Genomic DNA, 18,163 nt, shown 5'->3' on the forward strand with positions numbered 1-18,163 from the left:
CAGCACCGACGGGCCGCCGAACGCCCTGATTGCACGCCCTGCTAGCACGACCGCTACGACCGGCGCCGCGACGCCAGTTCCGTCTAGGGCGCCTGCAGCGTGCCCAGTACAATCGACCTCTTCCCCGCTCGCTTCACGGATGACGCCTGCCATGGACCTGACCCCGCTTCGTATGCTCATCACGCGCCAGTCGCTGGCCGTCACCCTCGCCGCCGCTGGCGGCTTCGCCTCCACTCCCGCGCGAGCCCAAACGTTCGCCGAAGAAGTCGCCCAGGCGAGCTACGACGCGTCAATCGCTCCCGCCGACCCCCCTGCGGCCCTCCGCTCAGACGCCGCCCCGGTCAACGCCGACGCCCTCGCCGATCAAGCCGCCGCCGCCAAACAGGCTGAAGAGATCGACATTGTCCGCCAGCTCGCCCGCCAGCGCGGCGGCCAGCCGGCGGCGCTAGCGCAGATCATCCAAATGTCGCGGTCGTTCAACGACGCCGTCGCCGCCGAAATCCTCGACGAACTCGCGGCCGCTCACCTCCGCGCCGGCGACCTCAACCTCGCCGCCGACGCCCGCCGCGTCCTCGCCGAGCAATATCCCGGCACGCCGCGGGCTCAGGACGCGCTGCTCTGGCTCGTCCGACTCTACTCCAGCAGCGAAATGGTTCACGCCCGCCGCCAGCCTTCGCAGGGCGCCGTCGACATGCTGCGGCAAATCCCGGCCAATGCCGACCTGGCCAATGCCCGCACCAACGGCGCCGTCAAACGCGAACTGCGCGAGCAGCGCAATCAGCGCAGCACTGCTGCGAACCAACCCGCGGCCCCCTACGCCATTCACCTGGCGACGCAGTCGATGGACCGCCACCCCGAACTCGCTGACAACGCCGCCCTCGCCTACCAACGGGCCATTGCCGCGCGACTCGCCGGCCAGCAGAAGCAGTCGCAAGCCTTCCTCTCGCCGCTCAAGCATCGCCGCGGCGGCGACCCCTGGGGCGACTGCGCCCGCATGGAAGCGTGGCTCGAATCGGGCGACGACCAGCGGCCGCCCAAACCAACGGCCCTGTGCGTGTTCGCCGACGATCCGCCGCAACTCGACGGACTCCTCAATGAACCCTTCTGGCAGCTCGCCCTCCCGCTGCCGCTCAAGCCCCACCACGCCCCGGCCGCCGGCGTCAAATCAGACGTCGTGCAGGCTCGGTACGAACAGCCGTCAAGCGACTCGCCAACGTCAGCCGCCCCGGCGGCGAGTCAGGTCCAACTCGCCTACGACCGCGAATATCTCTACGTCGCCATTGTCTGCGAAAAGCCCGCCGGCGCCGTCACGGCCGCCGACGACGGGCCCCGCCCGCGCGACGCCGACGTTGAACCGCACGACCATGTGACGCTCCGTCTCGACGTCGACCGCGATTACGCTTCCTGCTTTGAACTGCTCATCGACAGCCGCGGCTGGACGGCCGACCGTTGCTGGGGCGACGCGGCCTGGAACCCCGAGTGGTTCGTCGCCGCCGGCGAGCTCAACGGCGCCGCCAACGGCCACGCCTGGATTGTAGAGCTTGCCATCCCCTGGAGCGAATTGACGCCGACGCCTCCCACCCGCGGCAACGCCTGGGCCCTCTCCCTCGTCCGCACGCTCCCGCCCGCCGCCAATCAACCCTCGCAATCGTGGCGCGGCCCCGCCGGCGCCTCCCCCGGCCCCGAGAGTTTCGGCGTGCTGCAGTTCGAATAGCCTCCTTTTGGTATGGAATGGCTAGTCCCTCTCTCTCGCTCTGAAATCGAGAGGAATTAAGCCGCGACGGCACGACGAACACGACGGGAAGTGCCCAGAGCAGATAAGGAACCGCCGATGAACGCGGATCGACGCTGATAAAAATCATTGGCGTCCATCTGCGTTCATCGGCGGTTCCAATTTGCCTTTGTCTTGTCTTCCCTTGGCGTCCTTGGCGGTTGGACGTGATTCTGGCTGTTCTCCCACCGCCCGCGAAAAAGATTCTCCGAAAATCCGTTGACTCGCTTTATTCTAATTCGTTAGAATTAGCGCCTTCACGCCGCTCGCGGCTTCGCGACCCAGGAGAACCTCGATGCCCCGCGCCCCCAGCCCCCATCCCACCGACGTCGAACTCCAAATCCTCCAGGCCCTCTGGACCCGCGGCCCCAGCTCGCTGAGCCAACTCTGCGAAGCCCTCCGCGCCCAGCGCGAGGTCGCCGCCACCACCGTCGCCACCATGCTCCGCGTCATGAGCGACAAGGGCCTCGTGAAACGCACCGGCAGCGGCCGCGGCGCCACCTGGAGCGCCCTCGCCACGCAGCAGCGGACCGAAGCCGGCATGGTCGGCGCCCTCGTCGACCGCCTTTTCGACGGCGCCGCCGACCGCCTCGCCGCCCACCTCGTCGAAGGAGGCCAGCTCAACCCCACGCAGTTGGCCGAACTCCGTGCGTTGATTGATCAACAAGGCGGAAAGGGTGATAAGAGAAATGCAACCACCAAGACGCGAAGGCACAAAGGAGATCACTAAGGATGAAACGTGGTGCGGATCGTCATCCTGAGCGGAGCGAAGGATCTCGTATCCCGAAATGACTCCCGATTCTTCGCTCTACTCAGAATGACAGCGCCCGCCTCCCCCCCTTCGTGCTCTTCTTCGTGCCTTAGTGCCTTCGTGGTTAATCCCCGCATTCGCAGTTAATCCCCGTATTAAGGGTTCGCGACGATGAACGCCTCGCTCTGGCAACTCGCAGCTTGGACGATGATTCACTCGCTCTGGCTCGGCGCCGCCGTCGCCCTCGCCGGCGGCTTCCTCCGCCTCGCCTGCCGCCGCGCCGCGCCAAACACGCGCTACGCCATCAGCCTCGCGACGCTCGCCGCCCTCACCCTCACCCCACTCGCCGCGGCTGCCTGGCTCAGCGTGAACGGCGTCCCGCAACTCGCCGTCGCGAACCTTGAATCTGCTTCACTCCCTCTCCCGCTGGGAGATGGGACCAAACGAGCACGGTCGCCAGTGGCGACCGAGCGCAGTGCGGTAGCCCGTGCGCAGCAGTGGGGTGAGGGGCAGCGGCAGGTACCCGCTCCCAATCCCCACTCTCAGATCCTCCCATCCGAGAGCAAGGAGCCCGGGACAGAATTCCCCGCAATCATCGACCTCGCCCACGCCACTCCCACCGAACTCGACGCCCTCGCCGCCCAAGCTCAAGGCGCCGCCTCATCCACAACCACACCGCCACCTGCTCCCCCCATTCCCCATTCCTCATTCCCCATTTCTCCCCCCACCTACTCACCCACTCACCTACTCACCACAACACTCCCCTACCTCCCGACCCTCTGGCTCATCGGCGCCCCGGTCACCTTCGCGCTCCTCGCCACCGGGCTGGTCGGCTCCGAGCGCCTCCGCCGCCGCGCAACGCCCCTTACTGCAGGTATCGCCTTCGACGCCTGCCAGCGCCTCCGCCAAACGTTAAACATCACCCGCCGCGTCGCCCTCGCCGCGTCCGACGGCGTCGCCCAGCCGATCCTCGTCGGCATCGTCCGTCCGCTCATCCTCCTCCCCACCGCCGCCCTCGCCGGCTGGACTCCCGAAGAGCTCGACATGGTGCTCCTCCACGAGCTCGCCCACGTCCGCCGCTGGGACAACCTGGTGAACCTCGCGCAGCGAATTGTCGAGTCGCTACTCTTCTTCCACCCCGCCGCCTGGCTCGTCAGCCGCCAGGTCCGCCGCGACCGCGAAGAATGCTGCGACGCCGCGGTCATTCGCCACACAAACCGCCCCGAAGCCTACGCCACGCTCCTCATCGACATCGCCAGCCGCTTGCGGCTTAACGGCCAACTATCCCCCGCTCAATCGTTGACCGTGGCGAGCGCGATGGCCAGCCACCCCCTCGCCGGCCGTATCCGCCGCATCCTGAATCTAGAGGCCGAACCCATGCGCATCACCCGCCGCACGCTAGCCGCCACGCTGCTGCTGCCGCTACTGCTCGCCGCCGCCATCCTCTATAGCGGCGCCAGCGCCCAAGATCCCCCTCCCTCGACGGGAGGCGCCGGGGGAGGGATTCCCGACGCATCCGGAGCAAATTTGCCTGACAGCGCAGAAAAGACCGGCGACGAGTCCACCAAAAGTGGCAATCCACCAGCCGATGCTCCTTTCATCCGGAGAGTCTATCCAATTGCGTCTGGTAACCTCATCGACCCGATCGAGCTCGCCAAGGCGATGCATCGCCATCGCATCGAGATCACGTGGCTTGAGAACCAGCAGCGCATCGTCGTCTCGGCCCCCGACGAAGTACATCAGCGCATCGCGCCCTTGCTCTTGAAGCAGGGCTCTGAGACAGTCGCTTCCAACCATGGACCAATCGCACCTGCCATGGCTGCAGTGCCCGAATCGGCGGCCGATAGTAATCCACCCATTGATGTCGAAACCTCTCACCTCCAGAACGAAATCCGCATCCTCCAAGACCTGATTGGCAAGACTCAAAAGGAACTCGTCGACATCCAGGTGTTCAAGGAACTGTCTGTTCGGCAAGCAAACAACCCGGCAACTCTGGAGGCCGCCGTCAACGCGGAATTGGAAAAAGACCCCACGAACAACATGTACAAGCAGCAACTATTCGAGCTGCAGTCGCAACTTCAATCCAAGCTTGCAGTTTCAAATGATCCGCAGAGCGCCGAGATTCAGCGACTGCGCTCGGTGATTGAAAAGACCGAGGCGCAAGCGACTCAGTACCGCAGCGAAGCAGAACGCGCGCTGCGCGAGAAGATCGCGAAGATGCCCAACGACACGTTGCGGGCAGCGATTACGGAATACAAAATCCGCCGCAAGTCAGCCGAAGAAAACCTCACCAAATACGAACAGGACCTAGCCGCGGCCCAAGCGAAGCTCGCGCAACTTGCGTCAACCGCGCCTGCGCAGCTGGCCCCGCTCCTCGACCGTCTCGAACAACTCCGCGCCGCCTTCGACGCCCAGCGTCCTCTATTCGAGAAGGACCCGAACTCGCCACTCCAAAAAGTCCGCTACGACGGCGCCGATCTCCCCAACATCGTCGACGACCACTGGCACTACCTCGTCAAAGGCATCGGCAACGAGCCGGGCAAGCCGCCCATATGGTTCAACTGGTCCCGCCTCGGCGGCAAGCAGTACGAAATCGAAGTCCCCGCCGCCGCCCACGAAAAGTTCTTCCGGCCGATGTTCGACGGACAGCTGCCGACGGTGGGCGTGGGTAGCCCTGTTTCTCCCAACCAAGATGCCGCACCCTCGGGAAGCATCTCCGACAATGCTCAGCCAACCGCCAACGCTTCCCCCAACTCCGCCGCTCCGGTTCAAGAACCGGAGCCACCCGCGGATCAGACGCCAGCCATGAACACGAACGCGCAGGCTGACTCCAACGAAATCGATGTCCACTTCCCACAAGGATTCCCCGACTCCGACCAGGAGCGCGAACGCATTCGCAAATCGCTTGAAGCCGAAGGCTTCAAAGTGCAGTATGCAGCGAGTCAATATGGCGACCGGCTCACGCGCTCCCTCCGCGTCAATATTCCTAACGGATTGCCAGCCAAACCAGTGTGGGAAAGTCGTCCCGAAGGCATGGTGGTGCGCATCATCAACGAACCAGCGGGTAGCCCTGGTTCTCAGAACCAGGGCGGCGAAGCCACAGGAAGCAAACCCGACATGGCTCGGACATCTAATCAAGCTTCTCCCAACTCCCCCGCTCCGGTTCAAGAACCGGAGCCACCCACGAAGTTGGCGCCAGTTCATGCTCCCCCGCCGACGCATCCGTCGGTATTGCGGGGGCTCGCCAGTCTTGAGCAACTCAGCCAAGGTCCGACTACCGCGGAAATCCAAAGAGCCTTCTTAGTTCGCCACGATAATCCGGAGGTGACGCACAAGTACGACGTCTTCCCGAGCATGCGTAAGGGAATTGCCGACCGCCTGGAGAAGCTAGCGACTCATCCCCTCAGTCAGCACGTCAATGTGAAATGGAAATGGATCGACGATAACACGCGAATCCAGGTAATTGCTCCAGAGGAAGCTCATCGACTCCTCTTCGACAGACCTCTCTCAGACGAACTGATCGATCTGCCTCACAAGCCAAGCTCCCCCTTCCCCACCCTCGAAAACCAAAAAATCGCCGACCGCGCCTACAAGCTCCTCGGCCTCGAACTTGAACCCGCCGACGGCGAAGATCTCCGGCGCATCAAAAAGCTCGGCTACAATGGCGGCCTGCGCGTCACTCGCGCGAACGAAATGGCGGGAACCGTATGGGGCGATCTCCTCGTCGGCCTCCACGCGTGGCCGGTCACCGACTTCAAGTCCCTCAACGAAGTGCTGCTACGCGACGACCTCGGCGAGCTCAACCCGCTCAAGTACTACGTCATCCGCAAAGAAGGGAGCGGTCGATTTGGCTCTTCACCCGACGGCGAAGACGTCGTCGTCACCGGCCGGCTGCAAATTCCCGACGCCGAACTCCTCTCGCGCGGCCTGGAACTAACCAACCAAGCCGTGGCGCAACTCACAGCAAGTGCGCCGACCGCGGGTGACTACAGCCCTGACGCTGGCCAAACCGCCCCCAACGCCCCGGCAGCAGCAACCCCAACCGCCAGTACCACGACTTCGCCCCCCAACCAAACCTTCCTCTACGACGGCAAAACCTTCGACCAATGGCGCGATCTCTGGAAGCTCGAACTCAACCCCGAGCGCCGCACGGAGGCGATCAACGCCCTCGCCGCCTTCAGCCGCGCCGGCTACGGCGACGAGGCGATCGAAGCGATTCTCGACGTCGCCGCCGAGTACGACTTCACCCTGATCGACGGCGACGCCGAAGACAAACTTAAGGAGCGAATCCTCAAGCAGCTCTCCGATCGGGCTGGGGTCGCAACTCCAAAGGACCCCTGGATTCCGCTACTCTTGCGCCGCTTGGAGCAAGACCCTGAAAAATGGCGCGGGCTCGCCGTCATGCTCTTCAGTCGAGCCACGCCCCCGCATCGCGAAGCGTTCGGCGGCCTCGTCATCATGAGTGCGGAGAACATTGAGCACTTGAGAAAGTTCGCCGCCGACCCGCAGCACGCGCAGAGCCCCTACGTGCTTGCCGCGCTCTATCGGGTGGCTGGGCGCGACCCCGCAGTGGACTCACTCCTGAAAGAAGCCTTCTCCAGCCCAAACTCGGCAGCCTCGCTGGGCGCACTCCAAGGCGTCGCCTTCACCAGACTCGATGAATTCCCCGAGCAATTTGAAATGTTGTTTGCAGAGGACGAGAAAACCCGCAAAGAAGCGAGGCTCGTGCTGGTGCAGAACTACTCAGAAGACCGTCATCATGAAGTTCTTACGCGATTGCTAGGCGTCCTCGACGATCCTGGCCAATCGACGCGACACGTCGACGCCATCAGAGCCCTGGGCGCCATCGGTCGCGTGCGTGATCCCATGCGGCCAGGCCTCGAAACGGAAACGAGGAAGCTCATCAGCGGTCGCCTAGAGAAGATTCGCAAAGAAGGCCCTGTGGAGCTGTTCGTGCCGAGTTCAGTCGCCCTCTCCTCCATGTATTCGGCTTACTCTCGAAACGAAAGCAAGGACCTAATGAAGGATCTCCCCGCGGAGCGCAAGAAGTTGATGGATGAGTCGGCTGAGCAACTGAAACAAGAAGAGGCGTCGTTGTTCTAACGACGCCACACCGAAGCGCCCTGTTAGCCCCCGGACTGGTCGCTTCAGCGACCAGTCCCACGCGACCCCACCCCCAATCGGCGAATCAAGCTCCGATTCTCCTCCCCGTACCCGTTAAGCTAGAACAAAGGAGCCCTCCACTTAGCTCGCCAGGCGCCAACCATGCCCTCGCCCACGGTGTCGGGATCCTTTTGCCACTGGCGACTCGTCATTGCTAATTGAGCGCCCAGTGGCAAAAGGATCCCGACACCCTCGCGGTTCGCCCCCAAGTTCGCATTGCCCCTCGTCCCATCGCACCCTCAACCTCGGACTCGTCGCAGACGCCAAGGCTCACATACGATGCGACCGTCTCCAGCGACCAGTCGAACGCCAGCCGCAACGCGGCGTCATCGGTTAGCCGTGGGCGTGAGCCCACGGGCCGCGGCGACGCCTCGCGCACCAGCCGCGCAGCGGCGACACGTTCGCTCGCTAGCCTGCACGACCGTCCCGCCGCTGCGCGGCTGACAACTCAAGAGATCACTCGCTGCCGTGGGCTCGCGCCCACGGCTAAGCCCTACCGCCGCTTCGCGGCTATTCCTGAAGCAACAACGCGCGCCTGGCCAAAAATAGTTGTGGAACTCCGCCGCCAAGATCGCTAGGTTCGATAGTGAACCGCACCGATCTTTGACATCTCGAACCGCCAGGCGCCGCTCAAGAAGCCCTGCTCTAGAGCGAACTTCAGTGAAGCGCAGCGCCTGTCACCCTGAGCGGAGCGAAGGATCTAGCGCCAAACGAGCGGACAGAGTCTTCGCGGAGTTTATCCTGAGCGAGGAGCGAAGGGCTCAGAATGCCGCTACAGAAAACGGGTGCTCGCTCTAAACGTCGCGCTGCGCGACAAGCGCCCGCAGACTTTTGCGACTTTTGCGGCCATTTGCCGCGAAGCGAAAAACGCAAAATTCCTCCGCAAAAAATCGCCCGTCGCGCTCATTTCACTCGGCAAATCCCGAGACGAAATGAACGCCACGGCAGCGAGAGGGATCGAGTTTTGCGGCACATTAATCGGGGCCCCCCGGCGCGCACGCAAAAGCAAAATTCGTGGCGTCGACTTTTGGACTTTTGGCACATCGCGTCCAAAAGTCGATCGCCGCGGGAACTTTGTGTCGCGACAAAAACGACAAAATGCACCACGACAAAACGCGCAACCTCAAGCCAAGCCACGACTTGAACTCGCTCGATTTCTGTCGCCAAAAATCGCTGTGCGAAAAACGGGCGACACAAATCGTCATCCTGAGCAAAGCGAAGGATCTAGCGAACCTAAAGAACTTCCAGATTCTTCGCAGAGTTGATCCTGAGCGGAGCGAAGGGCTCAGAATGACTCGCGCGACTCAACGACCTCGCAACCGACCGCTATACTCGCCCCATGGCAATCCTCATCGGCGTCGACGAAGCCGGCTACGGACCGAACTACGGTCCGCTCGCCATTGCTGCGACGGCGTGGCGCGTGGAGGAAGGGTTCAGGGTTCAGGGTTCAGCGACCGGAAAAAAGCGGGAGTCGAGGGGCAGGAGTCAGCAGTCAGCACCCCACCAGCGAGCCGGGGCGTCCTCGCCACCGCCCCCGCCGGCCCCCCCGTTCTCCCCGGCGCCTTCAACCTCCACAAACGTCTGCAGCCCGCCCCCGGCGCCCTGCTCCATCGACCTCTACAAGCTCCTGCGAAAAATCGTCGCCCGCACGCCCCAGCGCTCCGGCAAACGACTCGCGATCGCCGACTCGAAGCAGCTCTACAGGCCAGGCCTGGGGCTTGAGCAACTCGAGCGCGGCGTTCTCGCGGCGCTCGTAGCGACCTCGCCCGAGCAAGCGACCTGCGTCGCGCATGTGAAGGCGCTGCTGGCCGCGACGCTTGCCGATCCGCACGGCCGCCGTTTCGAGCTCGACTGCCACGCCGGCGACGAACTACCGCTGCCGCTCGATGCACTGGCCGAAGAGATCTGCGAGCTCGCCTCGCTGCTTCGCAAAAGTTGCACAGCGAGCGGCGTGACGCTGCTCGCCGTGCGTGCCCGGTTGATTTACCCCGCCGAGTTTAACGAGCTGGTTGATCGTCACGGCACGAAAGGAGCGGCGCTGTCGCACGTGACGCTCGCGCTCGTACGCGAAGTCGTTGATGCCTCCATGAAGCTCCGAGGGACAAGCCCCCCGGCTCGCACACTCCCCCCTGACTCCTGCCCCCTGACTCCTGACTCCTACTCCATCACCCTCGACAAGCACGGCGGTCGCAATCGCTACGCCGCGATCCTGCAGCACCACTTCCCCGACAGTTGGATCGAAGTGATCGATGAAGGCCGCAGCGCGAGCCGCTACCGCTGGACGCACGGGGCAGCGCCGATCGAGGCGATCTTCCGCGTCGGCGGCGAGGCGCTGTTGCCCACTGCGCTCGCCTCGATGACCGCCAAGTACCATCGCGAGGTGGCGATGCGGGCCTTCAACGAGTTTTGGACCACCCGCCTCCCCGGCCTCAAACCGACGGCCGGCTACCCCAAGGATGCGAAGCGTTTTCGCGAACAGATTTCACAATTGCAACGCGAGTTGAAGATTGACGACAGACTTATTTGGCGAAATCGATAGGGAGCCGGTCAGTTCTCAGTAGTCCGTTGTCCGTTGCGAAATGCACGAACCCGCGATCGACTTCAAACCCAACCAGCGACTGACAACGGACCACTGACCACGGACAACCTCCATGCACCTCTACATCATCCGCCACGCCTGGGCCTACGAGCATGGCGATCCTCGCTGGCCCGACGATTCGCAGCGACCGTTGGAGCCAGAAGGCGCCGAGCGGTTCGCCCAAGTCGTCAAACTCCTCGCCGAACGCGGCTTCGCGCCCGAAGCCATCGCCACGAGCCCCTATTTCCGCTGCCGCCAGACCGCCGAGATCGCGGCCGCACATTCCGCCCATTCGCCGCAGCTTGTCGAACTCGCAAGCTTGAAACCTGGCAGCAACTTTGACGAACTGATTGAGTGGACGCGACGGCATCAAGCCGAGTCGGTCGCCTGGGTCGGTCACGCTCCCGACGTGAGTTACCTCGCGGCCGCGCTCATCGGCGAGGGCGACGCCGTGATTCGCTTTGCCAAAGGCGCCGTCGCATCGATTCGCATCGAAGGCCCGCTCGGCGTCGGTTGCGGCGAGCTGCAGTGGCATGTCACCGCAAAGTTGCTCGGCGTCTAGCCATCATGCCAGTGACTTGGGATAACCGATGCTAGGGAGACGCAGCGTCATCCCAAACCGGATGTGTCATCGTGAGCGAAGCGAAGGATCTAGCGTCTTAAGCGAGATCCCAGATTCTTCGCTTCACTCAGAATGACCAGTAGAGCGAAGACTGCTAGCAAGGAAGCCGAATTTGCATGGCACAGCACGGCAAGTTTGATTGCGTCATCATCGGCGGCGGCCACAACGGCCTCGTCTGCGCCGCGTACCTCGCGAAGGCGGGTCGCAGCGTCTGCGTGCTCGAACGCCGCCACGTCCTCGGCGGCTGCGCGACCACCGAAGAACTGTGGCCGGGCTATAAGGTGTCGACCGCCGCGTATGTGATCAGCCTGTTTCAGATGGGGATCCTGCGCGAGCTGCGGCTGCCGCAGTACGGGCTTGAAATCCTGCCGCGCAATCCGTCGTCGTTCACGCCGCTCCCCGACGGTCGCAGCCTCACGCTCGGCCCCGATCCGGCGCTAGCCGAGCGCGAGATCAGCAAGTTCAGCATCCGCGACGCCACCGCCTACCCGCGCTATAACGCCCTGCTTGAGAGAATCGCCGCGACGCTCGAACCGGCCCTCAACGAAACGGCGCCCGACCCGCTGCCGCTCCCCGAGCATTGGCGCAAGATCGGCATGGGCAAGCGGCTGCGCGACGGCAAGAAGCTCTGGCAACTCCACGGCGCGATGAAGGCCCTCGGCCCCGACCTGCCTGAAGCAGTCGAGATTCTCACCGGCGCCGCACGGCCAATCCTCGAACGCTGGTTCGAGAGCGAGATCCTCAAAGCCACGCTCGCCACCGACGCGATCATCGGCGCCTTCACGGGCATCAGCTCGCCCGGCAGTGCGTACGTGCTGCTTCACCATGTGATGGGGGAAGCAGGCGGCGCACGCGGCGTGTGGGGCTACGTCCGCGGCGGCATGGGCGGACTCGCGACGGCCCTCGAAAAGGCCTGCCGCGATCTGGGCGTCGACGTCCGGCGTGACTCGCCGGTCAACTCGATCCGCACCGATCGCCACGGCGCCTGCGGCGTCGGCCTCGAAGACGGCACTCAGATCGAATCGCGCGTCATCGCCTCGAGCGTCGACGCTCACGTCACGTTCGAGCGGTTGCTCGATCCTCAGATCCTCCCCGAGGAGTTCCGCACCGCGGTCTCGCGCATCGACTACAGCAGCGCGTCGGCGAAGATCAACGTCGCCCTCTCCGAGCCGCCGCAATTCACCGCGCTGCCAGGCACTGGCGTGATGCCGCACCACCACGGCACGATGCACATCGGACCGACGCTCGACTATCTCGACCGCGCTTACGACGAAGCGAAGTACGGCGAGCCGAGCAGCAGCCCGATCCTCGAGATGACGATGGCGACGAGCGTCGATGAGACGCTCGCCCCGCCTGGCAAGCACATCCTCTCGATGTTCGTGCAGTACGCGCCGTACAAGCTGGCGAGCGGCACCTGGGACGAACGCAAAGAAGCGTTCGCCGACCGCTGCATCGAGGTGCTGGCTCAGTACGCCCCGAACGTGCCGAAGGCGATCGAGCATCGGCAGGTTCTCAGCCCGCTCGATCTGGAGCGGGTCTACGGCATCACCGGCGGCAACATCATGCAAGGGGCGATGTCCCCTCACCAGCTCTACTGCTTCCGCCCCGTGGCGGGCTGGGCGGATCACCGCACCCCGGTGCCGGGCCTCTACCTCTGCGGCGCCGCCAGCCACCCCGGCGGCGGCGTGATGGGCTCCTGCGGCAAGAACGCCGCGACCGAAATCCTGCGGGATAAAGCGTGGTAGAAGGGTTCAGCGGTCGGGTTTCAGGGTTCAGATAAATGCGAGCCGGGTCGTCCTCGCCCCCGGCGTTTGTGGTGATTAGCAACCGCTCGCGAACCTAGTCCCTCGATACCGCCCCTCTTATACTAAGACAACAGCGAACGACCGCGCTGATCTGCAGATGATGTCGTGATGCCGGGGGCGAGGACGCCCCGGCTCGCTCTTTCTCTATTGCCCCGCCATTTACTGTCGCGCTGCGACGCCTGCCGGCTTGCTCATGCCTTCCGAAGAAGAACTTTATCAGGAACACATCCTCGACCACTACGAGGATCCGTTTCACCGCGGGCATCTGACGAGCGCGACCCACGCGCATGAGGACAAGAACCCCCTCTGCGGCGACGTCGTCCGGATCGAGCTGGAGCTGAACGACGACGGCAAGATCAAGAACGTCTACTTCGACGGCCAGGGTTGCGTCATCAGCCAAGCGTCGGCCTCGATGCTGATCGAAGAGATGTACGGCAAAACCGTCGACGAGCTAAAGAGTTTCTCGGCGGAGGACATGCTCGCGCTCTACGGTCCGCGGCTCACTCCCAACCGACAGAAGTGTTGTTTGCTGTCCTGGAAGGTGCTGCAATCGGCGGTTCACTCTCCCGTTAACGAAACAGAAGATTAACCGCGGAGTTCGCAGAGGCCACAGAGGAAGTCACTTGTTTTTCTTCTCCATGCCCTCTGCGCCCTCTGCGGTGAAAGAATTCAATTGACTGATCTTGCAACAAGAAGCATCGATCGCACCGCTCTGCTGCCGGTCGCGCTGCGCAACGACTTCCCGATCCTTAGCGAAGAAGTCGGCGATCATCAACCGCTCGCGTTTCTCGACAACGCCGCCAGCACGCAGCGGCCGCGGCAGGTGATCGACGCCCTCAGCGGCGTTTACGAGCGAACTTACGCCAACGTCCACCGCGGCATCCACACCCTCAGCGAGCTGAGCACCGAGCAGTACGAGACGGCCCGCCACCGCGTCCAGCGGTTGATCAACGCTCGCCAGCTCCACGAAGTGATCTTCACCTCGGGAACCACCGCGTCAATCAATACCGTCGCCCGCAGCTGGGGCGATGCGAACCTGCGCGCCGGCGACGAGGTGCTCCTCTCGGTGATGGAGCATCACTCGAACCTCGTCCCCTGGCAGCAGACGGCCGAGCGAACCGGCGCCGTACTGCGGCACATCCCCCTGACCGACGACGGCCGACTCGACATGGAAGCCTTCGAGCGGCTACTGACCGATCGGACCAAACTGGTCGCCGTCACCGCCGTGTCGAACACCCTCGGCACGATCAACCCCGTCGCCGAGATCATCGCCAAAGCCCACGCGGCCGGCGCGCTTGTGCTGATCGATGCGGCCCAGAGCGTGCCACACCTCGCCGTCGACGTGCAGGCGCTTGACGTGGACTTCCTCGCCTTCAGCGGCCACAAGATGCTCGGCCCCTCGGGCGTCGGCGTCCTCTACGGCAAGGAAGCACTGCTCGACGCGATGCCCCCGTTCCTCGGCGGCGGCAGCATGATCAACGAGGTGAAGCTCAGCAGCTTCACCCCCGCGGCGCTCCCCGCGAAGTTCGAAGCCGGCACGCCGCCGATCGTGCCCGCCATCGGCATGAGCGCCGCGATCGACTACCTCCAGTCGGTCGGCCTCGACGCGATTCACCGCCACGAATCGGAGCTGACCCGCTACGCCTACGACGCCCTCTCGCAAATCGAAGGGCTGCGGATCCTCGGCCCCGCGCCGGAGCATCGCGCGGGACTAGTAAGCTTCGCCTTCGACCGGATCCACGCCCACGAGTTCGCCCAGGTGCTGAACGACCAGTTCGGCGTCGCCGTCCGCGCGGGCCACCACTGCACGCAACCGCTCCACGCCCACCTCGGCATCGCCGCCAGCACGCGGGCGAGTTTTTATCTCTACAACACGCTGGAAGAAGTCGACCGGCTGATCGAAGGCGTCCTCGCCGTGCAGCGGATGTTCGCACCTCAGGGTCGACAGCGTAAACGTCGCAAGCCGGACGAGTAAACGAAAACAAACATAACTGCATGCGCACGCGGCTTACTTCTCCGCGGCCGCCCCGAAGCGAGTTCTTACCGACAGCCCGCATCCAATCGCGAAGACCGCCAGCGTTGAACTCGCGGGTTCGGGCACGATGTCGTCCGGATAGAACGTGAGCCCTGATGGCTGCGACACTGTCGAGCCTATGGTTGAAATACCGCCAGTGCCTAGATCAATTGTGAAGAGCGAATAGTTCGCTCCTTGAGAACCAATGCCGTACATCACGTTCTCGCCTGGATGAAACGCCAGCGTGGTGACGTCGAGCGACAGATCTGAGAAAAGCGGCGCCACGGCGCCGCTGGTTTTGTTGATCGTCACCATCGAGTCGCCCGCGGCGCCGTACAACACGCCGTTCTGATCGAACTCAATCGCGTTGAGCGGCTGATTGACCGTCGCCACGAGTTGCGTGGCATACCCGACGAGCGCGATCGTGTAGAGATTCATGCTCGCACCTTCGTCGGTCAGAGCGTACAACTGACGCGTGACATTGTCGAATGCGAGCAATTTGGGCTGCACAGGCAAGGCATTGCTGAATGCAACCAACCCATCCTTTTCGTCGATTCCAATGATTGACGTCTGAACTCCGCCAGAGAACTTAAGCAAGCCGTACAGCGTAGTCGTGTCACTGAGTTCGGGATCGCCGGCAATGTCGTTAACAAGCTGGTCGAAGGCGCCAGTGTTTCCAAGCGCCGCACCAGAGCCGGTCGCTTCATCGACTTTGTAGAAGGTGCGATCCGATCCTGCACTGACTGCATAAAGGCTAAACGTGGCGGAACTAGCCGCCTGAGCAAGAACGAGGGTCAATGCCGCCGCAAGAACTGCCTTCATGAGTCTCCTCCCGACGCAAATTGAGTCCGATGTTAACCGATCATCTCGATCCGGATTGTAACCCTCGGCCAATAAGACTGCAAACAAAACGCTATGATAAACTCCATTAATCCAATGCTGTTTAGTGCATCGCCTCGAAATCTACGTTTTGCGCTCACTGTGACCTAGCTCTTTCTGCGGCGCGATCCGGTCTCTCACCAGCTGCTTCAGCTCCTTGATATCCGGAAACCCTTCCCGCTCCGCGCGATCCCAGACGAGCTCCTCGCCGACGCGAATCTGAAACACGCCGCCCGTCCCCGGCGCCAGCGCCACCTCGCCCAGCTCGTCGACGAACGTCGTCAGCAGTTCCTGAGCCATCCAAGCGGCTCGCAACAGCCACCGGCATTGAGTGCAGTAGACGATCTCGACGCGCGGCGAACGGCTCATTTGATCTTCCTCAGGCTAGCCCGCCGGCTTGAATTTTCCCTCGGCCGGCTCGCTTGTTATATTAATACCGGCCCCGCTCCTCGAACAATCAACGGAACCGCCCCCATGCGATTGCCCAGTCCGTTTCCGCAGCAACAACCGCGTGGCTACAGCAGCGGTCGCTCACCGTTTGGCGGCCGGTCGGACGGACGTTCGAACGGCCTCAAGACCCGGCTGCTCATCGCGCTGGCGATCGTCGGATTCGCTGTCATTAGCTACTACCTGAAGCCGGGCGACGTGAACGAAGTCACTGGCGAGGTCGAGCGGGTGGCGCTGATTGATCCCGAGGAAGAGATCCAACTTGGTTTTCAGGCCGCGCCCGAAATGGTCGACATGCACGGCGGCGTGTCACGCGACGGACGCGGCCAGCGGCAGGTGCAAGAGGTCGGCGATGAGTTGTTGACGGCTCTCGACGTGGATCTCAAGCAGCACGATCGCCAGAACCCGTATCGCAAGGCCTTTCGCTTCACGCTGCTGGCAGACCCGCAAACAGTGAACGCCTTCGCCCTGCCGGGCGGACCGGTCTTTATCACTCAGGCGCTCTACGACAAGTTCACCACCAAGGGCCAACTCGCCGGCGTGCTCGGCCACGAAATCGGCCACGTCCTGTCACGTCACGCCAACAAGCAAATGGCCCGGCAAGGAATGTTCCAAGGGATCGCTGGCGCCGTCGGCGTGCTGGGCGGCGACATGAATAGCGCGCAGATGGGTCAGATGGTCTCCTCGGTGCTGAGCACCAGTTACGGACGCGACGCCGAACTGGAAAGCGACAAATGGGGCGTCCGGCTGATGGCATTGGCGGGCTACGACCCCAGATCGATGATCGACGTCATGAAGATCCTCGATGAAGCGAGCGGCGGCCGCGGCGGGCCGCCGGAGTTCCTAAGCACCCACCCCAAACCAGCGAATCGCGTTGAGTACATCAAGCAGGTGATCGCCGCGGAGTTTCCCGACGGCGTGCCCGCTGGCCTGGAGCCGTAGCGACGTCTTTCTCGCGCCGGCGAATGGACGCCGCCTGGGACTGGTCGCTTCAGCGACCAGTCCGAAGTGCCAGATCGGCGTCGTTAAAAGAGGGGCAGTTGGCCCCCCGCAATCCGCGGCGGGCGAAACGCCTCGCGATTGAGCGCCGGCGACTCGCCGGCGAGGCCGTAACGCTTCGAGAACACGCGGAACGTCTGCTCGATCTGTTCGGCCAGCGGACCCGTGCCGCGCATCCGCTGGCCGAACTCAGTGGTGTTGAGCTTTCCGCCGCGGGCGTCGCGGATGAAGGCTTCGACCTTGGCGGCATGATTCGGCCGTTGGCGTCGGATCCAGTCGAGAAACACGTCCTGTACCGTCGAAGGGAGCCGCAAGAGCGTGTGATGGGAGCGCACCGCGCCCGCTTCGCTCGCGGCCTTCAGGATGGCGGGCACTTCGCTATCGGTCAGGCCGGGAACGATCGGACCGATCATGACGTGCGTCGGAACACCGGCGGCGGATAGCGTTTCGATCGCCCGGAGTCGCGCCGCTGGGGCGCTTGTACGCGGCTCCATGACGCGAGCCAGCGACTGATCGAGCGTGGTGACGCTGATCGCCACGCGCACGGCATCATGAGCCGCTAGCTCCTGCAGGAGATCGACGTCGCGCGCCACCAGGGCGTTCTTCGTGATGATGCCGATCGGTTGCCGGCACTCGACAGCCACCGCGAGGCAACCTCGCGTCAACTGAAACTCTCGCTCGGCCGGCTGATAGCAATCGGTCACGCCCGAAAAAACGATCGTTTCGGCGTTCCACTGCGGTCGGGCGAGAAACTGCCGCAGCAGTTCGGGAGCGCGGCGTTTTACCAAGATCTTCGTTTCGAAGTCGATTCCCGCGCTCATCCCAAGGTACTCATGCCCCGGTCGGGCGTAACAGTAGCTGCAGCCATGCGCGCAACCGCGGTAGGGGTTGACGCTGTAGTTGAACGACACGTCGGGGCTGTCGTTCGTGGCGACGATCGTTTGCGAATGGTCGTCGAGATACTCGGTCGCGGGACGGTCCAGTGAGTCCAGATAGTCGGCGTCCTCGGCCACGTGCTCAAAATCGTCGAGCCGCTGCGTGCGCAAGTAGGGATTGTCCGGCTGGACCGCGGCCGCCCGGCCTCGGATGTTCGGGCGATGATTGCGGCCGCTCATAGGTTGGTGCCAGGGATCC

General features: G+C 63.4%; 13 protein-coding genes. 10 read left to right on the forward strand and 3 right to left on the reverse strand.

The window, feature by feature from the left end; all coding sequences use genetic code 11:
• Positions 1-151: 151 nt before the first annotated feature.
• From I41_RS25845 to I41_RS25885, 9 genes are all read left to right on the forward strand, one after another.
• Positions 152-1,714, forward strand: a complete 1,563-nt coding sequence (locus tag I41_RS25845; protein ID WP_145435906.1) for a hypothetical protein — start codon at positions 152-154, stop codon at positions 1,712-1,714.
• A 352-nt stretch (positions 1,715-2,066) separates the two neighbouring features.
• Positions 2,067-2,501, forward strand: a complete 435-nt coding sequence (locus I41_RS25850) for a BlaI/MecI/CopY family transcriptional regulator (protein ID WP_145435908.1) — start codon at positions 2,067-2,069, stop codon at positions 2,499-2,501.
• 192 nt (positions 2,502-2,693) lie between these two features.
• Entirely contained in the window at positions 2,694-7,625 is a 4,932-nt protein-coding gene (locus tag I41_RS25855; protein ID WP_145435910.1) for a M56 family metallopeptidase, read from the forward strand.
• An 845-nt stretch (positions 7,626-8,470) separates the two neighbouring features.
• Entirely contained in the window at positions 8,471-8,950 is a 480-nt protein-coding gene (locus I41_RS25860; RefSeq protein WP_145435912.1) for a hypothetical protein, read from the forward strand.
• Positions 8,951-9,024: 74 nt separating this feature from the next.
• Positions 9,025-10,224, forward strand: coding sequence for a hypothetical protein (locus I41_RS25865; protein WP_145435914.1), 1,200 nt, complete (start codon positions 9,025-9,027; stop codon positions 10,222-10,224).
• Between the two features lie 112 nt (positions 10,225-10,336).
• Entirely contained in the window at positions 10,337-10,825 is a 489-nt protein-coding gene (locus I41_RS25870; protein WP_145435916.1) for a SixA phosphatase family protein, read from the forward strand.
• Positions 10,826-11,001: 176 nt separating this feature from the next.
• Positions 11,002-12,630 (forward strand): phytoene desaturase family protein, encoded by a 1,629-nt coding sequence (locus I41_RS25875; RefSeq protein WP_145435918.1) that lies wholly within the window; start codon positions 11,002-11,004, stop codon positions 12,628-12,630.
• A gap of 253 nt (positions 12,631-12,883) precedes the next feature.
• Complete coding sequence (gene sufU / locus I41_RS25880) at positions 12,884-13,279, forward strand: Fe-S cluster assembly sulfur transfer protein SufU (protein ID WP_145435920.1); 396 nt, start codon at positions 12,884-12,886, stop codon at positions 13,277-13,279.
• Positions 13,280-13,363: 84 nt separating this feature from the next.
• The gene (locus I41_RS25885; RefSeq protein WP_391524819.1) at positions 13,364-14,665 is read left to right on the forward strand and encodes an aminotransferase class V-fold PLP-dependent enzyme; all 1,302 of its coding nucleotides are present in this window, start codon (positions 13,364-13,366) and stop codon (positions 14,663-14,665) included.
• 33 nt (positions 14,666-14,698) lie between these two features.
• Here I41_RS25885 and I41_RS25890 read toward each other — a convergent pair whose 3' ends face one another.
• Both I41_RS25890 and I41_RS25895 read right to left on the reverse strand, forming a co-directional pair.
• Positions 14,699-15,526, reverse strand: a complete 828-nt coding sequence (locus I41_RS25890) for a hypothetical protein (RefSeq protein WP_145435922.1) — start codon at positions 15,524-15,526, stop codon at positions 14,699-14,701.
• A gap of 141 nt (positions 15,527-15,667) precedes the next feature.
• Positions 15,668-15,952 carry a SelT/SelW/SelH family protein gene (locus tag I41_RS25895; protein WP_145435924.1) on the reverse strand — a complete coding sequence of 95 codons (285 nt, stop codon included), beginning with the start codon at positions 15,950-15,952 and terminating at the stop codon, positions 15,668-15,670.
• A 105-nt stretch (positions 15,953-16,057) separates the two neighbouring features.
• Between I41_RS25895 and I41_RS25900 the strand changes: the two genes are divergently transcribed.
• Complete coding sequence (locus I41_RS25900; protein WP_145435926.1) at positions 16,058-16,972, forward strand: M48 family metallopeptidase; 915 nt, start codon at positions 16,058-16,060, stop codon at positions 16,970-16,972.
• An 83-nt stretch (positions 16,973-17,055) separates the two neighbouring features.
• Here the strand turns inward: I41_RS25900 and I41_RS25905 are convergent, their stop codons facing one another.
• Positions 17,056-18,144, reverse strand: a complete 1,089-nt coding sequence (locus tag I41_RS25905) for a PA0069 family radical SAM protein (protein ID WP_145435927.1) — start codon at positions 18,142-18,144, stop codon at positions 17,056-17,058.
• Positions 18,145-18,163 lie beyond the last annotated feature (19 nt).

This window comes from Lacipirellula limnantheis, assembly GCF_007746075.1.
In the GTDB taxonomy this organism is placed as follows: Bacteria; Planctomycetota; Planctomycetia; order Pirellulales; family Lacipirellulaceae; genus Lacipirellula; species Lacipirellula limnantheis.

What these genes read in the sequence shown, in the direction of transcription:
- I41_RS25900 (WP_145435926.1), top strand. Translation starts at nt 16,058, where the DNA reads ATGCGATTGCCCAGTCCGTTTCCGCAGCAACAACCGCGTGGCTACAGC.
- I41_RS25890 (WP_145435922.1), bottom strand. Translation starts at nt 15,526, where the DNA reads ATGAAGGCAGTTCTTGCGGCGGCATTGACCCTCGTTCTTGCTCAGGCG.
- I41_RS25905 (WP_145435927.1), bottom strand. Translation starts at nt 18,144, where the DNA reads ATGAGCGGCCGCAATCATCGCCCGAACATCCGAGGCCGGGCGGCCGCG.
- sufU (WP_145435920.1), top strand. Translation starts at nt 12,884, where the DNA reads ATGCCTTCCGAAGAAGAACTTTATCAGGAACACATCCTCGACCACTAC.
- I41_RS25895 (WP_145435924.1), bottom strand. Translation starts at nt 15,952, where the DNA reads ATGAGCCGTTCGCCGCGCGTCGAGATCGTCTACTGCACTCAATGCCGG.
- I41_RS25875 (WP_145435918.1), top strand. Translation starts at nt 11,002, where the DNA reads ATGGCACAGCACGGCAAGTTTGATTGCGTCATCATCGGCGGCGGCCAC.
- I41_RS25870 (WP_145435916.1), top strand. Translation starts at nt 10,337, where the DNA reads ATGCACCTCTACATCATCCGCCACGCCTGGGCCTACGAGCATGGCGAT.
- I41_RS25865 (WP_145435914.1), top strand. Translation starts at nt 9,025, where the DNA reads ATGGCAATCCTCATCGGCGTCGACGAAGCCGGCTACGGACCGAACTAC.
- I41_RS25850 (WP_145435908.1), top strand. Translation starts at nt 2,067, where the DNA reads ATGCCCCGCGCCCCCAGCCCCCATCCCACCGACGTCGAACTCCAAATC.
- I41_RS25845 (WP_145435906.1), top strand. Translation starts at nt 152, where the DNA reads ATGGACCTGACCCCGCTTCGTATGCTCATCACGCGCCAGTCGCTGGCC.
- I41_RS25855 (WP_145435910.1), top strand. Translation starts at nt 2,694, where the DNA reads ATGAACGCCTCGCTCTGGCAACTCGCAGCTTGGACGATGATTCACTCG.